Annotated in this window: 18 protein-coding genes; 10 read left to right on the top strand and 8 right to left on the bottom strand. The window is 71.8% G+C overall.

Annotated elements, in window-relative coordinates:
- Positions 1–16: 16 nt before the first annotated feature.
- Positions 17–1711 (bottom strand): maltose alpha-D-glucosyltransferase, encoded by a 1695-nt coding sequence (gene treS / locus ACIA8F_RS05530; RefSeq protein WP_399376893.1) that lies wholly within the window; start codon positions 1709–1711, stop codon positions 17–19.
- On the bottom strand, positions 1708–3702 hold the full coding sequence (locus ACIA8F_RS05535; protein ID WP_399376894.1) for a maltotransferase domain-containing protein: 1995 nt from the start codon (positions 3700–3702) through the stop codon (positions 1708–1710). Before ACIA8F_RS05535 ends, treS begins: the two co-directional genes overlap by 4 nt.
- A 548-nt stretch (positions 3703–4250) precedes the next feature.
- Between ACIA8F_RS05535 and glgP the strand changes: the two genes are divergently transcribed.
- Positions 4251–6896, top strand: coding sequence for an alpha-glucan family phosphorylase (glgP, locus tag ACIA8F_RS05540; RefSeq protein ID WP_399376895.1), 2646 nt, complete (start codon positions 4251–4253; stop codon positions 6894–6896).
- Positions 6897–6950: 54 nt separating this feature from the next.
- Here glgP and ACIA8F_RS05545 read toward each other — a convergent pair whose 3' ends face one another.
- Entirely contained in the window at positions 6951–7961 is a 1011-nt protein-coding gene (locus tag ACIA8F_RS05545; protein WP_399376896.1) for an Lrp/AsnC family transcriptional regulator, read from the bottom strand.
- 144 nt (positions 7962–8105) lie between these two features.
- Between ACIA8F_RS05545 and ACIA8F_RS05550 the strand changes: the two genes are divergently transcribed.
- On the top strand, positions 8106–9647 hold the full coding sequence (locus ACIA8F_RS05550) for an MFS transporter (RefSeq protein WP_399376897.1): 1542 nt from the start codon (positions 8106–8108) through the stop codon (positions 9645–9647).
- Positions 9648–9845: 198 nt separating this feature from the next.
- On the top strand, positions 9846–10421 hold the full coding sequence (locus ACIA8F_RS05555; RefSeq protein ID WP_399376898.1) for a hypothetical protein: 576 nt from the start codon (positions 9846–9848) through the stop codon (positions 10419–10421).
- A 69-nt stretch (positions 10422–10490) separates the two neighbouring features.
- On the opposite strand, the gene ACIA8F_RS05560 is transcribed toward ACIA8F_RS05555, so the two are convergent.
- Both ACIA8F_RS05560 and ACIA8F_RS05565 read right to left on the bottom strand, forming a co-directional pair.
- On the bottom strand, positions 10491–11945 hold the full coding sequence (locus ACIA8F_RS05560) for a nitronate monooxygenase (protein WP_399376899.1): 1455 nt from the start codon (positions 11943–11945) through the stop codon (positions 10491–10493).
- A 247-nt stretch (positions 11946–12192) separates the two neighbouring features.
- Positions 12193–14460: a M4 family metallopeptidase gene (locus tag ACIA8F_RS05565; protein ID WP_399376900.1), complete on the bottom strand. Its 2268-nt coding sequence runs from the start codon at positions 14458–14460 to the stop codon at positions 12193–12195.
- 382 nt (positions 14461–14842) lie between these two features.
- Between ACIA8F_RS05565 and ACIA8F_RS05570 the strand changes: the two genes are divergently transcribed.
- A complete protein-coding gene (locus ACIA8F_RS05570) occupies positions 14843–16318 on the top strand; it encodes a sugar transferase (RefSeq protein WP_399376901.1) in 1476 nt (491 codons plus the stop codon).
- Positions 16319–16395: 77 nt separating this feature from the next.
- On the opposite strand, the gene ACIA8F_RS05575 is transcribed toward ACIA8F_RS05570, so the two are convergent.
- Positions 16396–17337 carry a GDP-L-fucose synthase family protein gene (locus ACIA8F_RS05575; RefSeq protein ID WP_399376902.1) on the bottom strand — a complete coding sequence of 314 codons (942 nt, stop codon included), beginning with the start codon at positions 17335–17337 and terminating at the stop codon, positions 16396–16398.
- Positions 17338–17763: 426 nt separating this feature from the next.
- Here ACIA8F_RS05575 and gmd point away from each other — a divergent pair, with 426 nt between their 5' ends.
- The 6 genes from gmd (at position 17764) to ACIA8F_RS05605 (ending at position 24036) form a co-directional block, all read left to right on the top strand.
- A complete protein-coding gene (gmd, locus tag ACIA8F_RS05580; RefSeq protein WP_399376904.1) occupies positions 17764–18777 on the top strand; it encodes a GDP-mannose 4,6-dehydratase in 1014 nt (337 codons plus the stop codon).
- A 261-nt stretch (positions 18778–19038) separates the two neighbouring features.
- A complete protein-coding gene (locus ACIA8F_RS05585; protein ID WP_399376905.1) occupies positions 19039–21810 on the top strand; it encodes a LamG-like jellyroll fold domain-containing protein in 2772 nt (923 codons plus the stop codon).
- Positions 21811–21889: 79 nt separating this feature from the next.
- Positions 21890–22573, top strand: coding sequence for a hypothetical protein (locus tag ACIA8F_RS05590; RefSeq protein ID WP_399376906.1), 684 nt, complete (start codon positions 21890–21892; stop codon positions 22571–22573).
- 276 nt (positions 22574–22849) lie between these two features.
- Positions 22850–23062, top strand: a complete 213-nt coding sequence (locus tag ACIA8F_RS05595) for a hypothetical protein (protein WP_399376907.1) — start codon at positions 22850–22852, stop codon at positions 23060–23062.
- Positions 23063–23143: 81 nt separating this feature from the next.
- Positions 23144–23650 carry a hypothetical protein gene (locus tag ACIA8F_RS05600; protein WP_399376908.1) on the top strand — a complete coding sequence of 169 codons (507 nt, stop codon included), beginning with the start codon at positions 23144–23146 and terminating at the stop codon, positions 23648–23650.
- Complete coding sequence (locus tag ACIA8F_RS05605; protein WP_399376909.1) at positions 23638–24036, top strand: hypothetical protein; 399 nt, start codon at positions 23638–23640, stop codon at positions 24034–24036. Before ACIA8F_RS05600 ends, ACIA8F_RS05605 begins: the two co-directional genes overlap by 13 nt.
- A gap of 18 nt (positions 24037–24054) precedes the next feature.
- On the opposite strand, the gene ACIA8F_RS05610 is transcribed toward ACIA8F_RS05605, so the two are convergent.
- Both ACIA8F_RS05610 and ACIA8F_RS05615 read right to left on the bottom strand, forming a co-directional pair.
- Positions 24055–25170 carry a glycosyltransferase gene (locus tag ACIA8F_RS05610; RefSeq protein ID WP_399376998.1) on the bottom strand — a complete coding sequence of 372 codons (1116 nt, stop codon included), beginning with the start codon at positions 25168–25170 and terminating at the stop codon, positions 24055–24057.
- An 8-nt stretch (positions 25171–25178) separates the two neighbouring features.
- Complete coding sequence (locus ACIA8F_RS05615; RefSeq protein ID WP_399376910.1) at positions 25179–25718, bottom strand: WcaF family extracellular polysaccharide biosynthesis acetyltransferase; 540 nt, start codon at positions 25716–25718, stop codon at positions 25179–25181.
- Positions 25719–25721: the final 3 nt, after the last annotated feature.

Genomic DNA, 25721 nt, shown 5'->3' on the forward strand with positions numbered 1-25721 from the left:
CGCCCCGGGCCGGTGCCTACTCCGCGCGCAGGCGGAACCAGTAGAAGCCGTGGCCCGCCAGGGTCAGCAGGTACGGCCATTCGCCGATCGGCGGGAAGCGGACGTCGCCGGTGAGTTCCACCGGGACCCGACCGTTGAACGACTGCAGGTCCAGCTCGGTGGGCTGCGCGAAGCGCGAGAAGTTGTGCACGCACAGCACCAGGTCGTCCCCGTATTCACGGAGGAAGGCCAGTACCGCCGGGTTCGTCGAGGGCAGTTCGGTGTACGAGCCCAGTCCGAAGGCCGGATTGGCCTTGCGGACCTCGATCATCCGGCGGGTCCAGTGGAGCAGCGAGGACGGTGAGGCCATCGCCGCTTCCACATTGGTCACCTGGTACCCGTGGACCGGGTCCATGATGACCGGCAGGTTCAGCCTGCCCGGATCGCACGAGGAGAAACCGGCGTTGCGGTCCGGGGTCCACTGCATCGGGGTGCGCACGCCGTCGCGGTCACCGAGCCAGATGTTGTCGCCCATGCCGATCTCGTCGCCGTAGTACAGCACCGGCGAACCGGGCAGCGACAGCAGCAGGGCGGTGAACAGCTCCATCTGGTTGCGGTCGTTGTCCAGCAGGGGGGCGAGCCGGCGCCGGATGCCGATGTTGGCCCGCATCCGCGGGTCCTTGGCGTACTCGGCGTACATGTAGTCGCGCTCTTCGTCCGTGACCATTTCGAGGGTGAGCTCGTCGTGGTTGCGCAGGAAGATGCCCCACTGGCAGCGGTCCGGGATCGCCGGGGTCTTGGCCAGGATTTCGGAGACCGGGTAGCGGGACTCTCTTCGCACCGCCATGAAGATGCGCGGCATGACGGGGAAGTGGAAGGCCATGTGGCACTCGTCCCCGCCCTTCTCGAAGTCCCCGAAGTAGTCGACGACGTCCTCGGGCCACTGGTTGGCCTCGGCGAGCAGCACGGTGTCCGGGTAGTGCGCGTCGATCTCGGCGCGGACCGCCTTCAGGAGGGTGTGGGTGCGCGGCAGGTTCTCGCAGTTGGTGCCCTCCTCGGCGTACAGGTAGGGCACGGCGTCGAGGCGGAAGCCGTCGATGCCGAGGTCGAGCCAGAAGCGGAGCGCGGAGACGATCTCCTCGACGACGGCCGGGTTCTCGTAGTTGAGGTCCGGCTGGTGGGAGAAGAACCGGTGCCAGTAGTACTGCTTGCGGACCGGGTCGTACGTCCAGTTCGAGGTCTCGGTGTCGACGAAGATGATGCGGGCGTCCTGGAACTGCTTGTCGTTGTCGGCCCACATGTAGTAGTCGCCGTAGGGCCCGTCGGGGTCCTTGCGGGACTGCTGGAACCACTCGTGCTGATCGCTCGTGTGGTTCATCACGAAGTCGATGATCACCCGCATGCCGCGGGTGTGCGCCGCGTCCACGAACTCCACGAAGTCGGCGAGGTCGCCGAATTCGGGCAGCACTGAGGTGTAGTCGGCGACGTCGTAGCCCCCGTCGCGCAGGGGGGAGGCGAAGAACGGCGGCAGCCACAGGCAGTCGACGCCGAGCCACTGGAGGTAGTCCAGCTTGGCGGTGAGCCCCTTGAGGTCCCCCACGCCGTCGCCGTTGCTGTCGTGGAAGGACCGTACGAGGACCTCGTAGAAGACCGCCCGCTTGAACCAGTCGGGGTCGCGGTCCTTGGCGGGGGTGTCCTCGAACGTGTCGGGGACGGGATCGTTGATCATCATGAGATGGGTGACCCTCCGGTGGGCGGGGACGGTCGCAGAGCCGCCAGAACGTGCGCGGGCGTGCGGCCCGGTTCCAGGCGCACGTAGTTGGCCCTGCCCCAGTGATAGGTCTCGCCGGTGAGCTCGTCGCGCACCGCGAGGGACCCGTGCCAGTCGAGGCCGAGTACCGGCATGTCCAACGAGACCGTCGCCTCCTGGGTGTGGTGCGGATCGAGGTTGACGACCACCAGTACGGAATTGCTCCCCGCGTGCTTCGAATAGGCGATCACCTGTTCGTTGTCGGTCGGGTGGAAATGGATGTCGCGCAACTGCTGGAGGGCCGGATTGCGCCGGCGCAGCCGGTTCAGGGAGGTGATCAGCGGGGCGATGGAGCGGCCCTCGCGGTCGGCGGCGGCCCAGTCGCGCGGGCGCAGCTCGTACTTCTCGGAGTTCAGGTACTCCTCGCTGCCCTCCTTGACCGGGGTGTTCTCGCAGAGCTCGTAACCGGCGTAGACCCCCCAGGTGGGGGAGAGCGTGGCGGCGAGGACCGCGCGGACCTCGAAGGCGGGGCGGCCGCCGTGCTGAAGGTATGCGTGCAGGATGTCGGGCGTGTTGACGAAGAAATTCGGCCGCATGACGGAGGCGGAGCGGATGTCCGCGAGCTCGGTCAGGTATTCGGTCAGCTCGGCCTTGGTGTTGCGCCAGGTGAAGTACGTGTAGGACTGCTGGAAGCCGACGGCGGCCAGCGCCCGCATCATCGCCGGGCGGGTGAAGGCCTCGGCCAGGAAGATGACGTCGGGGTCGGACTTGTTGATGTCCGCGATCACCTTCTGCCAGAAGACCACCGGCTTGGTGTGCGGGTTGTCGACCCGGAAGATCCGGACGCCGTGCTCCATCCAGTGCCGCAGGATCCGCACCGTCTCCTCCACGATGCCGGCCATGTCGGCGTCGAAGTGGATCGGGACGATGTCCTGGTACTTCTTCGGCGGGTTCTCCGCGTACGCGATCGTCCCGTCGGCGCGGTGGCGGAACCACTCCGGGTGCTTCTCCACCCACGGGTGGTCCGGGGAGCACTGCAGGGCGAAGTCCAGCGCCACCTCGATGCGCAGCTCGCGGGCCTTGGCCACGAAGGCGTCGAAGTCCTCCAGGGTCCCCAGCTCCGGGTGCACCGCGTCGTGGCCGCCCTCCGTGGAGCCGATGGCCCACGGCACGCCCGGATCCCAACTCCCCGCGGACAAGGTGTTGTTCGGACCCTTGCGGTAGGTGCTGCCGATGGGGTGGATCGGCGGCAGGTACACCACGTCGAAGCCCATCGCGGCGATCGCGGGAAGCCGCTCGGCGGCCGTCCGGAAGGTTCCGCTGACGGGTGCCTCGCCGGGCTCCAGCACCGCCCCCTCGGACCGGGGGAACATCTCGTACCAGGAGCCGAAGAGGGCCCGCTTGCGCTCGATCAGCAGCGGCAGCGGCTTGGAGGCCGTCACCAGCTCCCGCAGCGGGCGCTTGGCGAGCAGCGCGTCGATCCGCGGGCCGAGGGCGGCCGCGTACCGCTCGGAGACCGGCCGGTCCTCGTCGCGCATCACGTCCGCGGCGGCCAGCACGTGCTCGCGGCCGTCCCGCTTGGGGATCTTCGCGGCGGCCCGCTCGTAGAGCTCGGCACCCTCCAGGAGGGTCAGCCCGGTGTCGATCCCGGCCGGGATCTTCACCGCCGCGTGGGCCCGCCAGGTGCCCACCGGATCGCTCCACGCCTCGACGGTGTACGTCCACCTCCCCTCGACCTCGGCGGACACCCGCGCCCCCCACCGGTCGGTACCGGGAGCGAGCTCGGACAGGGGCACGGGTGGCCGCAGCCGCCCGCTCGGATCTCGGAGCACGACATGGGCCGCCACGGCGTCGTGCCCCTCGCGGAACACGGTGGCGGAAATCTCGAAGACCTCGTCCACGACCGCCTTGGCGGGTCTGGCGCCGCAGTCGACGGCGGGGCGGACGTCCAGCACGGGAATGCGACCGATCATGATGGGATCACCTGGGGGCAGTTCGCAGGGCTCGGTGACAACAGGCCAGCCGGCATGGCGGCTGGTAGTGCACGCGCTGTTCGCTCTGTTTCTAGCTGCTCGGAAGACGGCTGGGCTGCGGGCATGGCCGCTCCTGTCCGCGTTCACTCGGGTGGCGGGGAGGCGGTTCCGGGGTGCGCCGTGCGCTGTACCCGGGGAGCCCTTCCCACTCCAGCACGAGCCAACCCGGATGCTCGGTTAACTACTCGTACGTACTGGAACGCCTGCCCGGTCTCCCCGGCCCAACACCTGCCGATGCTCCGTCAACTCGGATGGGACTAACGGATGTCCGCGCCCGCGCAGCTCCGCGGCGGGCGCCGCCCGGACCGCTGCGGGCCCGTGCGAACGGCCGGGGACGGGTGCACGGCCGGCGGGGCCCGCCACTGGAGGGGCGGTGGAGGCGCCATGGCCGGGCGGGGCGGTCGGCGCTAGCCTTCCGAGGGTGACGCTCGCGGTGCACAGCGTGGTGCGGCCGCTCCGACCCGTAATCCCCTGCGAAGGTGGAACGCGTGAAGGCTATCCGTCGATTCACCGTGCGCCCCGTCCTCCCCGAGACCCTCTCGCCGCTCGCCGACCTCGCGCGCAACCTGCGCTGGTCCTGGCACGCCGAGACCCGTGAACTCTTCCAATCCGTCGATCCCGAGGGCTGGCAAGCCGCCGGCGGGGATCCCGTCCGGCTGCTCGGCGCCGTGTCCGCCGCGCGGATCGCCGAGCTCGCCGGGGACCGGCGGTTCCTGCGGCGGCTCGCCGTGGCCGCCGCCGACCTCGACGACTACGTCCACGGCGGGAGGTGGTACCAGAGCCACGAAGCCGCCGCCGAGCTGCCCGCCGGCATCGCCTACTTCTCGCCCGAGTTCGGGATCACCGCCGCCCTGCCCCAGTACTCCGGCGGGCTCGGCATCCTCGCCGGGGACCACCTCAAGGCCGCCAGCGACCTCGGCGTCCCCCTCATCGGCGTCGGGCTGCTCTACCGGCACGGCTACTTCCGCCAGTCCCTCTCCCGGGACGGCTGGCAGCAGGAGCACTATCCGGTCCTCGACCCCAACGAACTGCCCGTCGCGCTCGTCCGCGAGGAGGACGGGACCCCCGCCCGGGTGTCCCTGAGCCTCCCCGGCGGCCGGGCCCTGCACGCCCACGTCTGGCAGGCCCGCGTCGGCCGGGTGCCGCTGCTTCTCCTCGACTCCGACGTCGAGGACAACGACGCCGTCGCCCGCGAGGTGACCGACCGGCTGTACGGCGGAGGCAGCGACCACCGGCTGCTCCAGGAGATGCTGCTCGGCATCGGCGGGGTCCGGGCCGTGCGCGCCTACTGCCGGATCACCGGGCACCCCGACCCCGAGGTCTTCCACACCAACGAGGGCCACGCCGGGTTCCTGGGGCTGGAGCGCATAAGGGAACTGGAGGGAGCGCAGGGACTCGGCTTCGACGCCGCCGTCGAAGCCGTCCGGGCCGGCACCGTGTTCACCACGCACACCCCCGTCCCCGCCGGCATCGACCGCTTCGACCGGTCCCTGGTCGCCCGCCACTTCGGCGACGGCGGCGAACTGGCCGGCGTACCCGTCGACCGGATCCTGGCGCTCGGCGCCGAGACCTACCCCGGCGGCGACCCCGGGGTGTTCAACATGGCGGTGATGGGCCTGCGCCTCGCCCAGCGGGCCAACGGGGTCTCCACCCTGCACGGCGCCGTCAGCCGCGGCATGTTCGCCGGGCTGTGGCCGGGATTCGACCCCGCCGACGTGCCCATCACCTCGGTCACCAACGGCGTGCACGCCCCGACCTGGGTGGCGCCCGAGGTGGTGAAGCTCGGCGCGAAGCAGATCGGCGCCGGCCGCACCGAGGACGCGCTGTCCGTCGGCGGCTCGCAGCGCTGGGACGCCGTCGCCGACATCCCCGACCAGGACGTCTGGGACCTGCGCCGGGTGCTCAGGGAACAGCTCGTCCAAGAGGTACGGGACCGCCTGCGCGCCTCCTGGCGCCAGCGCGGGGCCGCCGACGCCGAACTGGGCTGGGTGGACTCCGTCCTCGACCCCGACGTGCTGACCATCGGCTTCGCCCGCCGGGTGCCGTCCTACAAGCGGCTCACCCTGATGCTGCGCGACCCCGAACGGCTGCGCCGCCTGCTGCTCGACCCGGACCGGCCCGTGCAGATCGTGGTCGCGGGCAAGGCGCACCCGGCCGACGACGGCGGGAAGCGGCTCGTCCAGGAACTGGTGCGCTTCGCGGACGACCCCCGCGTGCGCCACCGGATCGTGTTCCTGCCCGACTACGGCATGGCCATGGCCCAGAAGCTCTACCCGGGCTGCGACGTCTGGCTCAACAACCCGCTGCGCCCGCTGGAGGCCTGCGGCACCAGCGGGATGAAGGCGGCGCTCAACGGCTGCCTCAACCTGTCCGTCCTGGACGGCTGGTGGGACGAGTGGTTCGAGCCGGACTTCGGCTGGGCCATCCCGACCGCCGACGGACTCGGCGCGGACGAGGACCGCCGCGACGACCTGGAGGCGAACGCCCTCTACGACCTGATCGAGGGCCGGGTCGCCCCCCGGTTCTACGACCGGGCCGGACAGGCCGGACTCCCGGTGCGGTGGATCGAGATGGTCCGGCGCACCCTCGTCTCCCTGGGACCCAAGGTGCTCGCGGGCCGCATGGTGCGGGAGTACGTGGAGCGGCTCTACGCTCCGGCCGCGCTCTCCCACCGTGCCCTGACCCCGGACGCGGCCCGGGACCTCGCCTGGTGGAAGGGCCGGGTCCGCGCGGCCTGGCCGCAGCTCACCGTCGAGCACGTGGAGGCCCTGACCGCGGGCCCGGTCGGCGGCACCGCCGAACTCGGGGCCACCCTCACCCTGCGCGTGCAGGTCTCCCTCGACGCGCTGGCCCCCGAGGACGTGGAGGTGCAGGCGGTCGCGGGCCGGGTCGACGCGCAGGACGTGATCCAGGGCGGGCGGGCCTTCCCGCTCAAGCCCGCCGGCGGACCCGACCTGGAGGGCCGCTGGCTGTACGAGGGCCCGCTCGCCCTCGACCGTACGGGGCCCTTCGGCTACACCGTACGGATCCTGCCGGCGCATCCGCTGCTGGCGACCCCGGCCGAACTGGGCCTGGTCGCGGGCCCCGCCAAGGGCACGGAGACGGACGCGGGAGGCGGCGTGGTGCTGCGCTAGCCGCCCCGGCGGCAGGCGCATCAGGGGGCGGGCGTTCAGGGGGGGGGCAGGAGTTCAGGGGGCGGGCGGCGGATCCACCAGCCGCCCGCCCTCCACCAGCATCCCGGCCCGCTTGATGCTGCGCAGGACCGGGATCACCTCCACTTGACCCACGCCGTCCACCGTGCCGATCCGCTCGGTCAGGTAGGTGTAGAGCTCGTCGGTGTCCCGGCACACCACCACCGCCATCAGGGAGGCGGCGCCGGTCACGGCCGCCGCGAACGCCACCTCGCGGTGACCCGCCAGGTCCGCCCCCACCTGCGCGAGGCGGGCCGGCGGAACCGTCAGCACCAGGGTCGCCTCCGCCTCGTAGCCGAGCAGCGAGGGGGAGAACTCCACGTCGAAGAAGATCGCCCCGAGATCCCGCAGCCGCTCCAGGCGGCGCCGGGCGGTGGACTCCGACAGACCGCTGCCGCGCGCCAGTTCCGGATACCCGGCGCGGCCGTCCCGGCCCAGCACCGCGAGCAGCATCAGCTCGGCCTCGTCCAGTACGTACCGCTGCGGCCCGGGATCTACGGGGGGCCGTTCCAGGGCGGCGATCTGGTCGGGGCGCAGCAGGTCCATGCCCGCCCAGGAGTCGGGTCCGCCGAAGAACTTGCGCAGGATGGTGTGGGCGCTGATGCCCGTCACCCGGCGGGTGCCCGGCAGTTTCTCCAGGAGCAGGATGTCGCGGTCCCTTCGGGTGCGGGCCCGGGTCATGCAGTGGATCTCCGTGCCGCCCGAGGTCAGGTTCACCCAGGCGATGTCGGGCCGGCGGGCCAGGGCCTCGGCCACCGGGAGCGCCGCGTCGGGTGCGCACTGGATCCGCAGCCAGGACTCGAACAGTCCGACGCGGCTGCCCAGGGGGAGTCCGACGACCCGGATCAGGCCGGTGGTCCGCAGCCGGCGGTAGCGGCGTACGACGGTCTGGTCGGAGACCTCCAGCACCTCGGCGAGCCGGCTGAAGGGAGCCCGGGCGTCGAGGGTGAGAGCCTGGACCAGCGACCGGTCGAGTGCGTCCAGCTCCGTGTCGTTCACGGTTTCCATCATCCCAGAGCTTGCCCTGAGTGAAATCCGCCGTGCAAGGTCTGCTGGATGGGGCACGGGGGCAGGTCGCTGAGATCTTGGGGTCACCGGGGACCCGCCCCCCCGCCCCTCCCTGCCCCTCCGTGATTCCGAGGAGAACTCCCCATGCGCAAATGGCTGCCGTTGACGGCGGTGTGTCTCGGAGCCTTCATGCTCCTGGTCGACGTCACGATCGTGACCGTCGCCCTGCCCGACATGGCCGCCGACATGCACACCGGCTTCTCCGCCCTCCAGTGGGTGATGGACAGCTACGCCCTCGCCCTGGCGGCCCTGCTGCTCGGCGCGGGCTCGCTCGCCGACCGGATCGGCCGCCGCCGGGTCTACCTCGGGGGGCTCGGCCTGTTCGCCGCCGCCTCCCTCGCCTGCGGCCTGGCCCAGGGCCCGGAAGTACTCGTCGCCTTCCGCGTCGTCCAGGGCATAGGCGGCGCCGCGATGTTCGCCACCACCATGGCCCTGCTGAGCTCCGCCTACCAGGGCCGCGACCGGGGCGTCGCCTTCGGCGTCTGGGGCGCGGTCAACGGAGCGGCCGCCGCGGCCGGCCCGATCATCGGCGGGCTGCTCACCGAGCAGTTCGGCTGGCGCTGGATCTTCTTCATCAACCTCCCCGTCTGCGCCCTCGCGGTGTACGTCACCCTCAAGGCCGTCACCGAGTCCCGCGATCCGCACGCCAAGGGCCTGGACCTGCCCGGCATGGCCACCTTCACCCTCGGCGCGGGCGCCGTCACCTACGCCCTGATCCGCGGCGGCGAGAACGGCTGGAGCTCCGCGACCACCCTGGCCCTGTTCGCCCTGAGCGCCGCCGCCTTCGCCGCGTTCGTCCTGGTCGAACTGCGCAGCTCCCGCCCGATGCTGGACCTCTCGCTGTTCCGCAGCCCGACCTTCGTGGCCGTCATGGCCGCAGCCCTGCTGATGTCCGCCGCCGCCTTCGGCTACATGATGTACGTCTCCCTGTGGCTGCAGAGCGCCGAGGGCATGGGCCCGGTCGCCGCCGGTCTGACGATGCTGCCGATGAGCCTGGCCGCCTTCGTGGTCGCCGCCGTGACCGGGAAGCTGATGCACGGGGCCCCGGCCCGGATCACCATCGGCGGCGGGCTGTTCCTGATCGGCGCGGGCGCTCTGCTCATGGGCTGGATGCTGGACGACGGGGACGGCTGGACGGCGCTGGCCGCCGGACTGGCGGTCACCGGCCTGGGCGTCGGCCTGATCTCCCCGGCCCTCGCGGCCGCCGCGATGGGGGCCGTGCCCCCGGCCCGCGCGGGCATGGCGGGCGGCGCCCTCAACACCGCGCGCCAGCTGGGCATGGCCCTGGGCATCGCGGTGCTCGGCGCGGTCTTCCAGTCCGGTCTGGAGGAGGGTCTGGCCGGCTCCGGCCAGCCGCACGGTACGGCCGAGGCACTGGCCGGCGGCGGGGCGGGACAGCTGCTGCACGCGGCCCCGGCGGCCCGGCACTGGGTGGAGGCGGCCTTCGCGAGCGGGCTGCGCGACACCTTCTGGGTCGCGGGGGCGATGGGCCTGGCGGGGACGCTGATCGTGCTCGTACTGGTCCGCCGGCCGGCCGCCCCCGCTGGCGGGACCGGCGCCGCCGGCGCCGTGCCCGGCCAGGACTCCGGGGCGGCGGACCGGGCTGCCGGACACGCCGCCCTCTGAGGCTTCCCGACGCCCCGGATCCCGCCCGGATCCGGGGCGTCCGGGCGTCGTGGCCCGGAGGGGACCGGGAGGGTGAACCTTCGAACGCGCTGCCACGCCGAATCGTTTCTCCGTACGCGTGCGCTCCTACGCTGCCCGCGGATGCCGACCGCACCGGGCATCCGAGGAACCCGAGGAACCCGAGAAACGGACTCCCCAATGCGTCTTCGCACCACCGCCACCGCGCTCGTAGGCGCCCTCATGCTGGTCCTTCCGACCGCCGGGCTTTCGTACGCCAACGACCACGACGACCGCGAGCACCTCGGAACCCTGTACTACCGGTACACCGACGACGACGGCGACCGCCGCCACGGGCAGATCCGCCCGGCGGACAACGACACCTGCTACCGGCTGACCCACACCTCCGAGCACCGGCCGGCCTTCGAGGTGACGAACGAGACCGAGTCCCTCGCGGTGGTCTACAGCAACCGCAACTGCGGCGGTGTCCCGGAGGCGGAGCTGGAGCCGGGCGAGCGGCTGCGTGACACGGACGTGGCCTCGGTGTACTTCAAGCCGGTCGACGAGCACCACGGCGGCCGCCACGACTGGCGCGACGAGGACGACAACGACGGCCGCCACGACGGACGGCACGACGGACGCGACGACGACCGGCGTGACGACCGCCGCGACGACTGGCGCGACGACGAGGACCGCACCGTCGGCGGGCGCGCCGCCGCCGCACCGGCCGACGGGACCTCGGCCATCCTCGACTCGGTCTTCAGCTCCCTCGGCTGATCCCACGGCGTGCGAAGGGCCCGGCTCCCCTGGAGGAGCCGGGCCCTTCACCCGTCCGGGGTCCCGGCGTCAGGCGGGCCGCGCCGCGCCCGCCGCGAGCCACCGCACCACGTCCGCGGCCGTGTACGGCTCGGCGTTCGGGGCGAGCTCGGGGAGGAAGGACAGGTCCTTGCCGATCGTCACCAGCGGGGGTTCCACCCGGCCGTGCGGCCGGCGCTGGGCCAGCCCGATCGTGGCCAGCAGCCCGTTGCACAGGCACTGGCGGCCCTTGGTGTCGGAGGCCTCGCCGCCCTTGCGGACGTACGCGGCGACCGGCTCGGCCGCGCAGCGGTAGACCAGACCGCGCGGACCCCGTACGGGAGTGCGCAGGAAACCGAGGTCGCAGACCCGGCGCCGGGCTTCGGACACCTCCGGCTCGGAGACCGTCCCCGGCAGGTCCGCCACCTTGAACGGGAACGACGTCGGGGAGGCCTCGGGGTCGTTGCGCACCGAGAGGGTGCCCGTGTGGGCCCGCTCCAGCAGCTCCTCGCGCAGGTGCCGGGCCATCCCCGACTCCTCGCACAGGGCGAACGCGCTGCCGATCTGGACCCCGGCCGCGCCCTCGGCGAGCGCCCCGGCCACGGCCTGGGGGCTGGCCTGGCCCCCGGCGAGCCAGAACGGCAGTCCGAGGGCCGCCATCTTGGCGAGGTCGGGGTTGTCGCGCGGGCCGTAGACGGGCTCGCCGTCCCCGTCGAGCTTCATCGGACCGCGCGGCGGGGCGCTGTGGCCGCCGGCCTGACTGGTCTCGATCACGAATCCGTCGGGGCGGGTGATCTCGTCCCGGGCCAGGTAGGTGGCCAGCACCGGGAGCGAGACGATGGCCAGCACGTGGGGGCGGCGCAGCGGGCCGGGCAGGTGCCCGGCGAGCAGGGCGGCGGGGTCGAAGAGGTGGTTCAGGGGCTCTTCGTCGCCCTCCACGTGGATCTTGCTCACGCAGCGTTCGTAGCGCGCCAGCCTCGAGGCGAGGGCCGGGATCTGACCGGGGACTCCCGCGCCCACGAGCACGTAGTCGACGCCTGCCAGGATCGCGCCGAACATCGCGGGGGCGGTGGCGAGCTGGATCTTCTCCAGGTAGTTGATGCCGACGACACCGTCATGTCCCTCCTTGGCGAGCCAGACCTCGACGAAGTTGCCGAGGACGGTGAGGATCTCGGCCTGCGATCCGCCCGTCGCCCGCAGTCGCGGGGTGGTGCGCATCGCCGCGCCGTCCGCGAGGCCTCCCGCGCGGAAGTAGAGGTCGAGGGCGGTCTGGGCGAGCTCCGGCAGCGGGAAGGCCGCCAGGGCCCGGCGGGCGTGGCCGCCCGGGTCGCCGGTCTGCAGCACGCGGGCCAGTACGACGTCCAGCGCCGTGCCGGAGACCACGCCCAGCTGGCCCTCGCCGGAGACGGCCCTGGCCAGCCTCCAGCCGGAGACGCCGACGCCCATGCCGCCCTGGATGAGCCAGGGGTGGTGCGCGGCGGGGGCGTTCGTGGGGGTCTGCGGCATGGGTCACGTCCTCGGAATCACCCGAACCTACGGTTCCGTAGGTTCGCTGAATTCCACTATGACGCCGGCCCGGCCGTCCGGCGGGCGCCGAAGGTCCCGGCCCCGGGGGTACGTGGACCCCGGCCACCGGGGACGTGGACCCCGGCTGCCGGGGCCCAATGGAACAGGGCCGCCCGGGGAGGTCTTCTCCCGGGCGGCCCCGTGATCTAGCGGTTCAGCTCTGGTTCACGATCGGCCCCGGTGGGGGTCAGAAGGTGAGCTTCCAGCTGTCGATCTTGCCGGTGTCCGCGCTGGCCAGGTCGGCCACCCGGAGCTTCCAGGTTCCGGCCGCGACCTCGGAGGAGGCGTTGACCGTGAACTGCTGGACGATGTTGTCCGCGCTGCCGCCGGTGCGGTTGCGCAGGTTGTAGACGGTGCCGTCGGGGGCGACGAGGTCGACCTTCAGGTCACCGACGTAGGTGTGGACGATGTTGACGTCCACCTTGAGCGTGGCCGGAGCGTTGCCCGTGCGGTTCACCGCGATCGGGGACTCCACCGTGGAGTTGTCCGCGATCGCGTAGTCGGTGGTGTTCTCGAAGACCGTCTGCTGCGAGGTCCCGACGGTCCACACGAAGGAGGCCGTCCCGGTCTTGCTCGCGGAGTCCGTCACCGTGACCGTCACGTTGTACGTGCCGGCGGTGGAGGCGGTCCCGGAGATCAGGCCGTTCGAGGCGTTGATCGACAGGCCGGTCGGCAGACCGGTGGCCGCGTAGCTCAGGGCGCCGGCGTTGGTGCTGGTGGCCTGGACCTGGAGGTTGACGGCGCTGCCCGTGATGGTGCTCTGGTTACCGGGGTTGGTGACCGTGACACCGCTCACGATGCGGGCACCGACGTTGATGCCGGCCCAGGCGTTGGCCACGTTGTTGTACGTGGTCGAACCGGCGCCGTACAGGTCGGCGGCGGCCTGAAGGGTGGCGGTACGGGCGGCCGCGTAGTTGGTGTTCGACTTGAACAGGCCGGTGGTCAGTGCGCGGAACCAGATCTTGGACGCGGCGTCACGGCCGATCGCGGTCACCGGCAGGCCGTCGGAGGTCGGCGAGTCGTAGCTGACGCCGTTGACGACCTTGGCGCCGGAGCCCTCGGACATCAGGTAGTAGACGTGGTTGGCCGGACCCGAGGAGTAGTGGACGTCGATGGAGCCGATGCCCGAGTACCACGCGTCCTTGGAGGAGCCGTCCTTGCTCGGCTTGTCCATGTAGCGCAGCGGGGTGCCGTTGCCGTTGATGTTGATCTTCTCGCCGACCAGGTAGTCGCCGACGTCCTGGGCGTTGTTGGCGTTGAACTCGACGGCCGCCGCCATGATGTCGGAGGTCGCCTCGTTCAGGCCGCCGGGCTCGCCCGAGTAGGTCATGTTGCCGGTGACCGAGGTCAGACCGTGCGTCATCTCGTGCGCGGCCACGTCGATGGAGGTCAGGGGCTTGGTGTTGCCCTGGCCGTCGCCGTAGGTCATGCAGAAGCAGGAGTCGTCCCAGAACGCGTTGACGTACGCGTTGCCGTAGTGGACCCGGCTGTACGGGGCCACGCCGTCGTTGCGCAGGCCGTTGCGGCCGTGCACGTTCTTGTAGTAGTCCCACGTCAGCTGGGCGCCGTAGTGCGCGTCGGCCGCGGCGGTCGCCCGGTTGGAGGCGGCGCCGTTGCCCCAGGTGTCGCTGGTGCTGGTGAACAGGGTGCCGGTGCCGCTGGACCCGCCGTTGAGGTCGTAGGTCTTGTGGCCGCCGCGCCCGGCGTCGGTCAGCGTGTAGTTGCTGCCCGACTGCGAGGTGCCCAGCGTGACCTGACCGCTGTACATCGTGTTGCCGATGCCGGTCTCGATCGCCTGCCACTCGGTGATCTTCGCGCCGGTCTTGGCGTTGGTGACCACGTGCAGCGCGCTCGGCGTGCCGTCGTGCTGGAGCCCGCCGACGACGGTCTCGAAGGCGAGGACCGGGGCGCCCTCGGCGGCCCAGATCACCTTGCGGGCACCCTGGGCGGGCTTGGCGTCCTTGGCGCCGGCCGCGTTGGCCGACTTCACGGCCACGCCCTCGGCCGAGGCCGGGGTGACGGCGGCGGTGGTGTCCGCGACCTTGATGTCGGCGTTGGTGGCCTTGGTGACGCTCTTGGTGACGCCGTTCTTGGCGTGGACGGTCAGGTCACCGCCGAGCACCGGTATGCCGTTGTAGGTCCGCTCGTACGTGGTGTGCGTGGTGCCGTCCGCGTCCTGCACCACATCACGGACGATGAGCTTTTCCGAGCCGGCGAGGCCGAGGGCCTTGGCCGCCTGCACGGAGGTGGAGTTGGCCTCGGCCAGGAGCGTCGCACGCTCCGAAGCGCTGAGTGCGCGGTTTGCCGCGCCGGGGTTTGCCTGGGCGACCGATGCGGCCTGCGACGCGGTGGCGTCGGCGGTGGCTGTTCCGGTCTGGATGCCTACGGCGAGGAGAGCGGCCGCGGCAACAAGCGCGCCGGCCGTGGTGGCACGCCGCTGGGGGGTGGGACTCAACGCAGACTCCTTCTGCAAGGGGGGTTCCGGATGGCTGGGTGGGCCTCCGGGCAGATCGGGCTGGTGCGAAGAACGGTCGAAGAGTGTCACTTGAGCGACGTGATGTCAGGGCCGCGTCAAAAGGTTGGCCGGAAATCGTTCGTTGTCCGAAGAGACGTATCCGGTATGCGGAACATTCACTTTGGGATGAGAAAGAGGGCGTCTCACGGACCGGAACGCGGGCCACCGGCCGCTAACGCTTGAGCAACAAGATGTCCGGTTCCGGGAAACGGCATTTACCGTACGGGCGTTTGTCGTACTGTTTCCCGGTGCGTCTGATGTCCACTGCCCGGGGAAGCCGCGGACTCGCGCCACCGTCATAGACCACGTGCCAGGGGGGCCCATGAGGCATGTCCATATACCTGTGCAAAGAGTGGCCGGCGCGGCCCGAACGCCGGCCGCACCGGCCCGGGGCCTGCGCGACAAGGCCCGTTGGTACCTTCCCGCAGCGGTCGCAGCGGACCTGATCGGCGCGGGAGTCCCCGTCGGCCTGGTCTTCGAGGCCGCCCAGCAGGCGCGGCCCCTGTTCTGCGCCCTCGGCGCCGCCCTCGCCTGGACCGGCGTGCAGCTGACGCGCCGGCGCTACGCGGGCCGCGTGCTCGGCGAATCCCGGGGAGTTCTGCCGGTCGTACACGACTGGCTGATTCTGATCGGCGTGCTCGCCGTGGCCCGCGTGGTCACGGGGGAGAGCACCCCCCGGCTGTCCGCCCTGGGCGCCCTCGTGCCCGCCCTGCTCGTCACCGTCGCCTGCCACAAGCTGAGCTACCGTCACCTCTCCGCCGCCCGCCGCGAGGCCCAGGCGGTGAGCCGGGTCCTGGTCGTCGGCGAGCCCGACTCCGCCGAGTCCGTCATCGGACACCTCGCCGCGCGCACCGACCACCCGTACGTGGTGGTCGGCGTGGTCCCGGTGGGCCCCGGCGGACTGGACAGCGGGGTGCCGGTGGCCGCGCGGCTCGGCTCCACCATGGCGCAGTCCCCGAACGGGGACTCCGCCGCCGTGCTCGGAGCCGTCGCCGCACACCGCGCCGACCTGGTGCTCGTCGCACCGGGCGCCCGGCTCGCGGGGGAGCGGCTGCGCCGGATCTCCTGGGCCCTGCACGACGCCGGGCTCGAACTGGCGGTCTTCCCCGGCCTGGTGGAGGTCTCCGTCAAGCGCCTGGAGACCCTCTCCGCGGGCGGCCTGGCCATACTGCGGGTGGCGCCGCCCGTCAGCCGCGGCATGCAGCCCCTGCTGAAGTCCGTACTGGACCGGGCCGGCGCGGCGCTCGGACTGGTCCTGCTGGCGCCGGCCTTCCTCGCGATGGTCCTGGCGATCCGCTGCGGCTCGCGCGGGCCGGCCTTCTACCGGCAGCACCGCATCGGCCGCGACGGAGTCCCCTTCGTCATGTGGAAGTTCCGCACGATGGTCGTGGACGCCGACGCCCGCAAGGCCGAGCTGTCCGGGGCGAACGAGAACGACGGCCTGATGTTCAAGATGCGCCGCGACCCCCGCGTGACCCGCGTGGGCCGGCTGCTGCGCCGCACGTCCATGGACGAACTGCCCCAGCTGATCAACGTGGTGGCGGGCAACATGTCGCTCGTCGGCCCGCGCCCGCCGCTGCCGGAGGAGGTGGCGGAGTACGACGAGGTCGAACTGCGCCGGCTCGCCGTGCGGCCGGGGATGACCGGACTGTGGCAGATCAGCGGGCGCTCCGACCTCTCGTGGGACGAGACGATCCAGCTCGACCTGCAGTACGTGGACAACTGGTCGTTCACCAGTGACGTCGACGTGATGGGCCGCACGCTCCGCGCCGTGGTCGACGGCCGCGGAGCGTACTGAGCCGCGGAACGGATGGAGCCGCGGAACGTACCGAGCCGCGGAACGTGCTGAGGCGCCGGGAACCGGCGCCTCAGGGGTCAGCCCTGCTCGCGCCACCAGGCGTACGTGGCGGCGATCCCGTCGCGCAGCGGGACCTCGGGCTTCCAGCCGAGCCCGCGCAGCCGGGTCACGTCCAGCAGCTTGCGGGGCGTCCCGTCGGGCTTCGAGGTGTCCCAGGCGAGCCTGCCGCGGAAGCCGGTCACCTCGGCGACGGTCTCCGCGAGGGCCTTGATGGTGAGGTCCTCGCCGCAGCCGATGTTCACCGGCTCGGCGCCGTCGTACTCGCGCAGCAGGACCGCGCAGGCGGCGGCCAGGTCGTCCACGTGCAGGAACTCCCGGCGGGGCGTGCCCGATCCCCACAGCGTGACCTCCTCGCGCCCCTCGGCCGCGGCCTCGTGGAAGCGGCGGATGAGGGCGGGCAGCACGTGCGAGGACTCCAGGTCGAAGTTGTCGCCGGGGCCGTAGAGGTTCGTGGGCATGGCCGAGATGTACGAGGCCCCGTACTGCTTGCGGTACGACTGGACCTGGACGATGCCGGCGATCTTCGCCAGGGCGTACGCCTCGTTCGTCGGCTCCAGCGGCCCGGTCAGCAGGGCGTCCTCGCTGATGGGCTGCGGGGCCAGCTTGGGGTAGATGCAGGAGGAGCCGAGGAACAGCAGCCGGCCGACCCCGGCGGCGTGCGCTCCGGCGACGACGCTCAGCTGGATCTTGAGGTTGTCCTCCAGGAACTGCACCGGGAACGTGCTGTTGGCCATGATCCCGCCGACCTTCGCGGCGGCCAGGACCACGGCGTCGGGCCGCACGTCCCGCAGGTACGCCTCGGTCGCGGCGGCATCGCGCAGATCGAGGTCGGCGCGGCCGCGGGTGAGCACCTCGTACCCGTCGGCGGTGAGCCGGCGGACGACCGCGGACCCCACGAGGCCGCGGTGGCCGGCGACGAAGACGCGGGCGTTCGGGGGCAGGAACGGCGAACTTGTCATACCGCCGATGATGCCAGTCCGCCGTCCGCGGTTTCACGGGGGGAGTCCCGGCCGCGGCCGGTTTTCCCGCCCCCCGGAAGTCCCGCCGCGCAGGCGGATTTCGGATGGCACGGGCGAGTCCGGTACATACCGCCCCGCAAGGGGGCGAGGGGGCCCGATCCGCCGGGAGGGCCCGCGGACCGAACGTGTACGGTACCCATCCGGTACCCGTCTCCAGCCCCCTGGCGGCGGACCGCCCAGCACTCCGGTCCCGGCCCCTGCGCATCCGGCCGCCGGCACCGACCCGTACGACGAGGCACGACCCCGAGCCACACCCGGGGCCGCGCCCCGAGCCACACCCGGGGCCCCGCCCCGGACCGCACCTCTCCGGCCCCGTACCCCGGGGCGCAGCCACGACCGCACCGCAACGATCCCCAGGGGGACCCAATGGGCAAGACCGCGCTGATCACCGGCGTCACCGGGCAGGACGGCTCGTACCTCGCAGAGCTCCTGCTCTCCAAGGGCTACACGGTGCACGGGCTCGTGCGGCGGTCCTCCAGCTTCAACACGGAGCGGATCGACCACATCTACCAGGACCCCCAGACGGTGGACCGCTCCCTGGTCCTGCACCACGCCGACCTCTCCGACGGCGTCGCCCTGGTGAACCTGCTCCGCGAGATACGCCCCGACGAGGTCTACAACCTCGGCGCCCAGTCGCACGTCCGCGTCTCCTTCGACGCCCCGCTCTACACCGGCGACGTGACCGGCCTCGGCGCCCTGCGCCTGCTGGAGGCGATCCGGGCCAGCGGCGTGGACACCCGCATCTACCAGGCCTCCTCCTCGGAGATGTTCGGCGCCACCCCGCCCCCGCAGAACGAGGCCACCCCGTTCCACCCGCGCAGCCCGTACGGCGCCGCGAAGGTGTTCGCGTACTGGACGACGGTGAACTACCGCGAGGCGTACGGCATGTTCGCCGTCAACGGGATCCTCTTCAACCACGAGTCCCCGCGCCGCGGCGAGACCTTCGTGACCCGCAAGATCACCCGCGCGGTCGCCCGGATCAAGGCCGGCCTCCAGGAGAAGCTCTACCTCGGCAACCTCGACGCCGTCCGCGACTGGGGCTACGCCCCGGAGTACGTGGACGCCATGTGGCGGATGCTCCAGCAGGACGAGCCCACCGACTACGTCGTGGCCACCGGAGTCGCCGCGACCGTCCGCGAGTTCGTCGAGGCCTCCTTCACGCACGCCGGTCTCGACTGGAACGAGCACGTGCGCTACGACCCCAAGTACGAGCGCCCCAGCGAGGTCGACGCACTGATCGGCGACGCGTCCAAGGCCCACGACCTGCTCGGCTGGAAGCCGACGGTCCTGGTGGCCGAGCTGGCCAGGATCATGGTGGATTCCGACATCCGGCAGGTCGAGGACCAACTGGCGGGCGCCAGCGTCCGCATCGACCGCTGAGGCCATATATTTCGCCTACGATTTGCCGTGTCCCGGTCATTCGCGGTCATTCGCACAGCCGAAGCCGGCGTGACCGGGGCAAATCTGCCGTATGTCCGTAGTGCTCCATCCCTACCGGACCCGTTGATTCCAACTTGGTATGCAATGGGTCAAGGGTGGTGACCAGGCCCTCGCGTGAGCCCTAGTCTGCGCCCGTACATACGGCTGATCCGATAGATGCCGAATCAGCCATTCAAGCCGGGCTTTTGCCCTGGGGGGCTCATGCGTAGATCCAGAGGGCTGACTGCTGCCCTCGCCCTGTCACTGGCCGGCGCCGGCACCGCGATAGGCCTGGTGCTGATACCCGAGGCGTCGGCCATCACGCAGCCGGTGGCGTTCACCGCCGACGACCTGCCGACGTGGCAGCCCAACGGGATCGTCTGGGCGATGGCGGAGGCCAACGGCACCGTCTTCGCCGGCGGCACCTTCTCGGCCGTCCGCCCGCCCGCCGGCGGGGCCGGCGCGGAGCAGGAAGCCGTGAACTTCGTCGCTCTCGACGCGGCGACCGGCGCCCCCACCGCCTGCAAGCTCTCCTTCACCATCGGTGACGGCAGCGCGACCGTGCGGGCGCTCACCGTCTCGAAGGACAAGAAGACCCTGTACGCGGGCGGCTACTTCGCCGCCGTGAACGGAACCCCGGTCAACAGCGTCGCCGCCATCGACATCGCGACCTGCACCCCCAAGGCCTCGTTCCACCCGAAGTTCCCCTCCACGGTGCGCGCGCTCACCGCCACCGACACCACCCTGTACGCGGCCGGAGACTTCAGCACCGTCGAGGGTGCGACCCGTGAGCGGTTCGCCGCGGTCGACGCCACTTCCGGTGCGCTCAAGCCCTTCGTCGCCAATGCGGACGACCCCGGCCGCGCGCTCCAGCTCAGCAACGACGGCAAGAACATCCTGCTGGGCGGTGACTTCTTCACCGTCAACGGATCCCAGAGCCACGCGCTCGTCGTCGTGAACGCCACCACCGGAGCCGTCACCAAGACGTACGGCACCATCCCCTCGATGTCGGTCATCAAGTCCATCCAGGCCGACGCCACGGGCTACTACACCGGCGCCGAGGGCACCGGAGGCTTCGACGGCCGCGTCGCCCTCGCCACCGACTTCAACGAGAAGTGGCGCGACCAGTGCCTGGGCGCCACCCAGTTCGTGCTGCCGTACGACGGGGTCCTCTACAGCTCCTCGCACGCGCACAACTGCACCTCCGAGGGCCAGTACCCCGACGGCAAGCGCCACTTCCTGCTGGCGCAGCTGACCGACTGGGGCAACGGCCAGGCGCCCGCGCCCGTCGGCGGGTTCGTGCGCAGCCCGGCCAAGCTCGGCTGGCACCCCACCGCCAACGACGGCATCGGCGAGGGCATCGGCCCGCGCGTGATGGCCATCGCGGACGGGGGCGCCACCAAGTACATGTGGGTCGGCGGGGAGTTCACCCTCATCAACGGCAAGGCCCAGCAGTCCCTGACCCGCTTCGCCTCCACCGGCGACGTCGGCGCCCCGACCACCCCGGTCGCCAGCGTCTCCAGCGTCAAGCCCGACGAGGTCCAGGTCCGCTGGCGCACCAGCTACGACGCGGACGACAGCAAGCTGACCTACCGCATCTACCGCAACGGCTCCGCGACCCCGATCGCCACCGTCAGCGCGAACTCCCTGGAGTGGCTGCGCCAGCAGGCCTCCTGGACGGACTCCACGGTCAAGGCCGGCGCTTCCTACAGCTACCGGGTCACCGCCACCGACGCGGCGGGCAACACCAGCGCCCTGTCGGCCACGGTCTCCGTCTCGGTCCCGACCGCGGTCAGCGCGTACCCCAACCAGGTCCGCGAGGACGGCGCCAACCTGTACTGGCGCTACGACGACGTCGTCAGCCCGTACGTGGCCGACTCCTCGGTCTCCGGCAACACCAGCGGCATCCAGCTCAACGCCCCGGCGCTGCGCCAGACCCCGGGCGCGGTCACCGGAGCCAGCACGGCCATGGGCTTCAACGGGACCAGCCAGCAGGTGTACAGCGACCACCGCCAGACGGTCGGCAGCAGCTACACGCTGGAGACCTGGTTCAAGACGAACACCACCCGCGGCGGCAAGCTGATCGGTTTCGGCACCAACCAGGACCGCACCAGCAACCTGTACGACAAGCACCTCTACATGACCAACACCGGCCGGATCTTCTTCGGGGTCAACCCGGGCTCGACGAAGACCCTCTCCACCGGCCTGCTGGACACGTACAACGACAACAAGTGGCACCACGTCGTCGCCACCCAGGGCCCCTCCGGCATGGCGCTGTACGTGGACGGCAAGGCCAAGGACAGCTCCAACGTCACTGGCTCCCAGGCGATCGAGGGCTACTGGCACGTCGGCGGCGACAACCTCGCCGCCTGGCCGTCCCGGCCGACCAGCAACTTCTTCGCCGGCCAGATCGACGAGACGGCCGTCTACCCGAAGGTGCTGACCGAGGCCCAGGTCAAGAACCACTACAACCTGGCCAAGGCCGCCACCGACACGGTCTCCAAGGTCACCGCGACCGAGGACACCTACATCAACCAGGGCGCCCCCAGCACCGCCTACGGCACGTCCGCCTCGCTGGCCGTCCGCGGCACCGCGGCCTACGAGACGTACCTGCGCTTCGACATCCCGGCCGCTCCGGCCGGCACGGTGCTGAAGTCCGCGTCCCTCCAGGTCAAGACCACGACCGTGGCCGGAGCCGGCACTGCCGACACCGTCTCCGTGGTCCCGGTCACCGGCACCTGGAGCGGTGCGGGCACGACCTTCAAGAGCAAGCCCACCCTGGGCACCACCCCGCTCGGCACCTTCGCGGGCCTGCCGGACGGCACGGCGGTCCAGAGCACGCCGCTGGACACCGCGGCGATCTCCGCGGTGCTGGGCAGCAGCTACAGCGTGGGCCTGACGAGCACGGGCAGCGACCCGCTGTGGATCTGGTCCTCGGAGTCCACGGCCGTGGACGCCAAGCCGCAGCTGACCCTCACCTTCGGCGCGAAGTAACCGCTTGACGGAGTGCGGGGCCCGGCCGCTGCGGCGACCGGGCCCCGCACACCCTTCTCATACGTACGGGAGCCACCTCATGTACCGACGCTCCGCAGCGGCTGCCGTGCTGCTGGCCGCAGCCCTGACGCTGACCGCCTGCAGCTCGGGCGGCGACGGCAAGGCCGAAGCCCCGGCCGCCTCGCCCAAGCCGCCGGCCGCCTCGCCGGTTGCCGACCCGGCCGACGCCAGTGCCGCCCCGGCGCCGGTCTCGCCGGACGCGAAGCCGACGGGCCCCGTCCTGCCGGACGCGAAGCTCGTCCCCAAGACGGGCAGCTTCACCGCGCCGCAGAAGCAGTACCTGAGCGGCCGGGTCCCGGAGAAGACGGACCCGGCGGCCGTCCTGCAGAGCGGCCAGGAGGCCTGCCAGCGGGTGGAGCGCACGGCGAAGCGGGACAAGGACGCGGCCGTCGGCGCCCTCGTGGCCGGGGAGATCCCGGGGGCGAAGGACGCGATCACCTTCCTGTGCCCGGAGCAGAAGCCGGTCCTCGACGCGGCGGCGAAGGGCTTCCCGGACGGTACGAAGGAGTCCCCGGCGGCGGGCACCTACCGCGCGCTGACCCAGAGCACGACGTGCACCTGGGAGGCCAAGTCGAAGGACGGCACCGCCCTGTCCTCGGGCCCGGAAACCCCCCTGAAGCCCGGCGGCAAGATCACCGCCAAGATCCCGGCGGGCACGTCCCAGTTCGTCTCGAACGGCTGCTACGCCTGGATCCCGGCCTAACCCGACCGAAACCCGACCGCCCCCGCCGTCCGAACTCCCGGACACCGGGGGCGGCCCCTTTTCCTGACGCGCCCCTCGCGCGGCTCGGCCCTGGCGGGCCTCCCCGGCTTCGGCGCGCTGCGCCGGCCTCCGCCCGGCGGTGGCCCGTGCGGCCGGGGCCTGCCGCCCACCATCCGAACTCCCGCACACCGGGGGCGTTTTCGTGCCCGCATCCGGGGCATCCGCGCCTCCACAGGGCGGGGCTGCACCTCGTCCACGATGGTGGAGGCGAATCCCATGAGGGGTATCAGCGGTTGCATAGGCCTGATCGTGGTGGGGGCCATCCTCACCTTCGCGAGCGACTGGCAGCTGCAGAGCGTCAACCTCGACCTGGTCGGGGTCATCATGATGATCGCGGGCGTCCTCGGCCTCGCGGTCTACGCGAGCGTGGCCAAGCGCCGCCGCGTCGGCGCCCTCCCGGTGGTCGACGAAACCCGCCGCGGGCTCTGACCGGGCCGGAACGGCCCGCGGACCTGCACCTTCGGTGAAACCGGCTCGACCCGGACGGGGCCGCGAAGGCACGATGGGCCGATGACGCCGACCGAGACCGAAGCCGCCGACGCCCTGCAGGACCATGCCGTGCTCTGGAGCGTCGGCGAGGTCACCGGGGGCGACGTCGTCGACGTGGCCTGCGACGCCCTGGTCGCAGGCCTCGACACCCCGGGCCTCCGGATCCTCGCCGCCTGCACGTACGCCGAGGCGTCCTACGACGTCCACGACCTGCTGCCCGCGGCACTCCACGAGCTCGGCCTCGTCTTCCACCCCTTCGAAGGCGAGGCCGGCCCCGAGGCCGCGGTCCGGGCGCTCGCACGCCGGATGCTCGCCGGCGCGTTCACGCCTGCCGAGTTCACCCTCCGGATCCACAGCCGCTACGGCCACGAGCCGCCCCTGACCCGGCGCCTCGCCGAGCTCGACGACGAGTACGAGACCCTTGAGTACGGCGACCGGACCGTGGACGAAGTCGATGCCGAGGTCATGGCCCTGGCCCGGAACCTCGCAGCGCACCGTCCGTGCCCTGAGGCAGGATGGCGGCCGTGAATACCGAGATGCTGATAGACGTCTGGCGGCGGATCCTCGTGAACCCCCGTGCATCCTGGGTGCTGTTCGAGCAGGGCACGTGCGTCGTGCTGACCGCTCCGGACGGGGAGCTCGCCGGACAGGCCGCGGCGATCCTGCGGGAGTTCGGGCCGGTGCATGCCGGGTCCTCGGCCGGAGACTTCGGGGCGATCGAGCTCAAGGACGCCGATGGGTGGGTCGTCACCGGCCACCACAACGACGTCCTCACCTATGTCGGCCCCGACGAGGTGGGGGACCCGTCGGAGCTCACCGTCGGCCTGTGCGGACGTTCCAAGCGCCATCGGGACGGCACCGATCTCCGTGTCGTCCACGTCGAGGACGGGCGGGACCCGGCGCCCCGGGCGTGAGGGCGTACGACCCGCTCCTCAGCGGGTGATGCGTTCGTACACCGGGAGCAGCGTGTCCAGGACGGCGTCCATCGAGTAGGCGGACGCCGCCAGGGTGCGGGCGGACTTCGAGGCGGTGGTGTTCTCGGAGGGGTCCAGGAGGGAGAGGACCGCTTCCGCGACGCCCGACGGGCCCGGGGTGACCGCGCGGCCCGCGCCTGCGTGGGCGATGTCGCGGGCCAGGCCGTTGGAGTGGGTCACCACCGAGGGGACGCCCACGGACAGGGCCTCCAGGACCGACATCGGGAAGGGCTCGTCCACCGAGGGGAGCACGTAGACGTGCGCGCGGCGCAGCTCCGTCAGGACCTCCGCGCCGGACAGCGCGCCCGGCACCGTGAAGCGGGAGGAGAGGCCGAGGCCGCTGATGCGGGCGCGGACCGCCGCGAGTTCGCCCTCGTCCGGGCCGGCCACCACGAACTCCGCGTCCGGGTGCGCCGCCAGGACGGCCGGGGCGGCGTCCACGAAGTCGACCGGGCGTTTGCGGGCCTGCAGGCGGGCCGAGTAGAGGATCCGCGGCGGCCCGGTCAGGGCGGGGCGCTCCTCCTGCGCCGGGGTGCCGTTGACCAGGCGGACGGTGTTCGGGAGCGGCGCCCCGACCACGGCGTCGAGGCCCTCGCGCTCGTGCGGGGTGAGGTACAGCAGTGCGTCGGCGCCGCGCAGCAGGCGGCGTACCGCCAGCGCGTCCAGCACCTTGGCCAGCAGCTTCCCGCTCGGGTCGACCATGCCGTGGGTCTGCAGGACCAGCGGTGTGCCGGCCCGCAGGGCGGCCAGGGCGACGGGCAGGGTGACCAGGTCCCGGGCCAGGTGCACGTGGACCAGGTCCGCGCCGCGCACCAGGCGGCCCGCGGAGGCGAGCAGGGCGGGCGAGGTCATCCCGCTGAAGCCGAGGGGGAGCAGACGCCGGGCGGGGAAGAGCTTCGCCGGGACGCCTTCCACCGAGGTCGGCCAGGGCTCAGGGAAGCCCTCGCCCAGCGCGAGCAGGCTCGCCTCGTGGCCGCGTTCGCGCAGCCCCTTGGCCAGGTTCAGCGCGACCCGTACCGGCCCGCCGAAGGCGTGCGTGGGGGAGTGCAGGGTGACGGCGTGCAGGACTCTCACAGGGACGCTCACTTCGGTTCCTCGACCGGGCGGCGGTGCCCGTCCTGGGTCTGCAGGGTCAGCGCGGGGAGGTCCTTGTGGACCACGGATCCGGCGCCGGCGACCGCGCAGCGGCCGAGGGTCACCCCGGCCAGCACGGTGGCCCGTACCGCCACCCACGCGCCGGCCTCGACGGTGATCGGGGCATTGCGGTAGCGGAAGTCGGCGGCCCGGTGGTCGTGCGAGCCGGTGCACAGCAGGGCCTCCTGCGAGACGCAGGCGTGCGCGCCGATGGTCACGGGCTCCAGGTTGAGTATCCAGGCGCCCTCGCCGATCCACGCGTGGTCTCCCACGGTCAGCTTCCAGGGCCACAGCACCCGCACCCGGTGGCGGATCAGCACCCCTTCGCCGATCCGCGCCCCGAAGGCGCGCAGCAGCGCGACCCGCAGCCGTGCGGGGCACAGCCAGCTCATGAAGAGCGTGTTCATCACGGCGAACCAGAGCGCCTGGGTCAGCCGCCCGCGGCCCTTGTCGTAACCGGCCAGCGTGAAGGAAGGAAGATCACGCACGGG

It is taken from the genome of Streptomyces sp. NPDC051563 (assembly GCF_044454225.1).
Lineage (GTDB): Bacteria > Actinomycetota > Actinomycetes > Streptomycetales > Streptomycetaceae > Streptomyces.

What these genes read in the sequence shown, in the direction of transcription:
- ACIA8F_RS05600 (WP_399376908.1), top strand. Translation starts at nt 23,144, where the DNA reads ATGACGCCGACCGAGACCGAAGCCGCCGACGCCCTGCAGGACCATGCC.
- ACIA8F_RS05595 (WP_399376907.1), top strand. Translation starts at nt 22,850, where the DNA reads ATGAGGGGTATCAGCGGTTGCATAGGCCTGATCGTGGTGGGGGCCATC.
- treS (WP_399376893.1), bottom strand. Translation starts at nt 1,711, where the DNA reads ATGATGATCAACGATCCCGTCCCCGACACGTTCGAGGACACCCCCGCC.
- ACIA8F_RS05605 (WP_399376909.1), top strand. Translation starts at nt 23,638, where the DNA reads ATGGCGGCCGTGAATACCGAGATGCTGATAGACGTCTGGCGGCGGATC.
- ACIA8F_RS05550 (WP_399376897.1), top strand. Translation starts at nt 8,106, where the DNA reads ATGCGCAAATGGCTGCCGTTGACGGCGGTGTGTCTCGGAGCCTTCATG.
- ACIA8F_RS05570 (WP_399376901.1), top strand. Translation starts at nt 14,843, where the DNA reads ATGAGGCATGTCCATATACCTGTGCAAAGAGTGGCCGGCGCGGCCCGA.
- ACIA8F_RS05575 (WP_399376902.1), bottom strand. Translation starts at nt 17,337, where the DNA reads ATGACAAGTTCGCCGTTCCTGCCCCCGAACGCCCGCGTCTTCGTCGCC.
- ACIA8F_RS05560 (WP_399376899.1), bottom strand. Translation starts at nt 11,945, where the DNA reads ATGCCGCAGACCCCCACGAACGCCCCCGCCGCGCACCACCCCTGGCTC.
- gmd (WP_399376904.1), top strand. Translation starts at nt 17,764, where the DNA reads ATGGGCAAGACCGCGCTGATCACCGGCGTCACCGGGCAGGACGGCTCG.
- ACIA8F_RS05545 (WP_399376896.1), bottom strand. Translation starts at nt 7,961, where the DNA reads ATGGAAACCGTGAACGACACGGAGCTGGACGCACTCGACCGGTCGCTG.
- ACIA8F_RS05535 (WP_399376894.1), bottom strand. Translation starts at nt 3,702, where the DNA reads ATGATCGGTCGCATTCCCGTGCTGGACGTCCGCCCCGCCGTCGACTGC.
- ACIA8F_RS05555 (WP_399376898.1), top strand. Translation starts at nt 9,846, where the DNA reads ATGCGTCTTCGCACCACCGCCACCGCGCTCGTAGGCGCCCTCATGCTG.
- ACIA8F_RS05585 (WP_399376905.1), top strand. Translation starts at nt 19,039, where the DNA reads ATGCGTAGATCCAGAGGGCTGACTGCTGCCCTCGCCCTGTCACTGGCC.
- ACIA8F_RS05590 (WP_399376906.1), top strand. Translation starts at nt 21,890, where the DNA reads ATGTACCGACGCTCCGCAGCGGCTGCCGTGCTGCTGGCCGCAGCCCTG.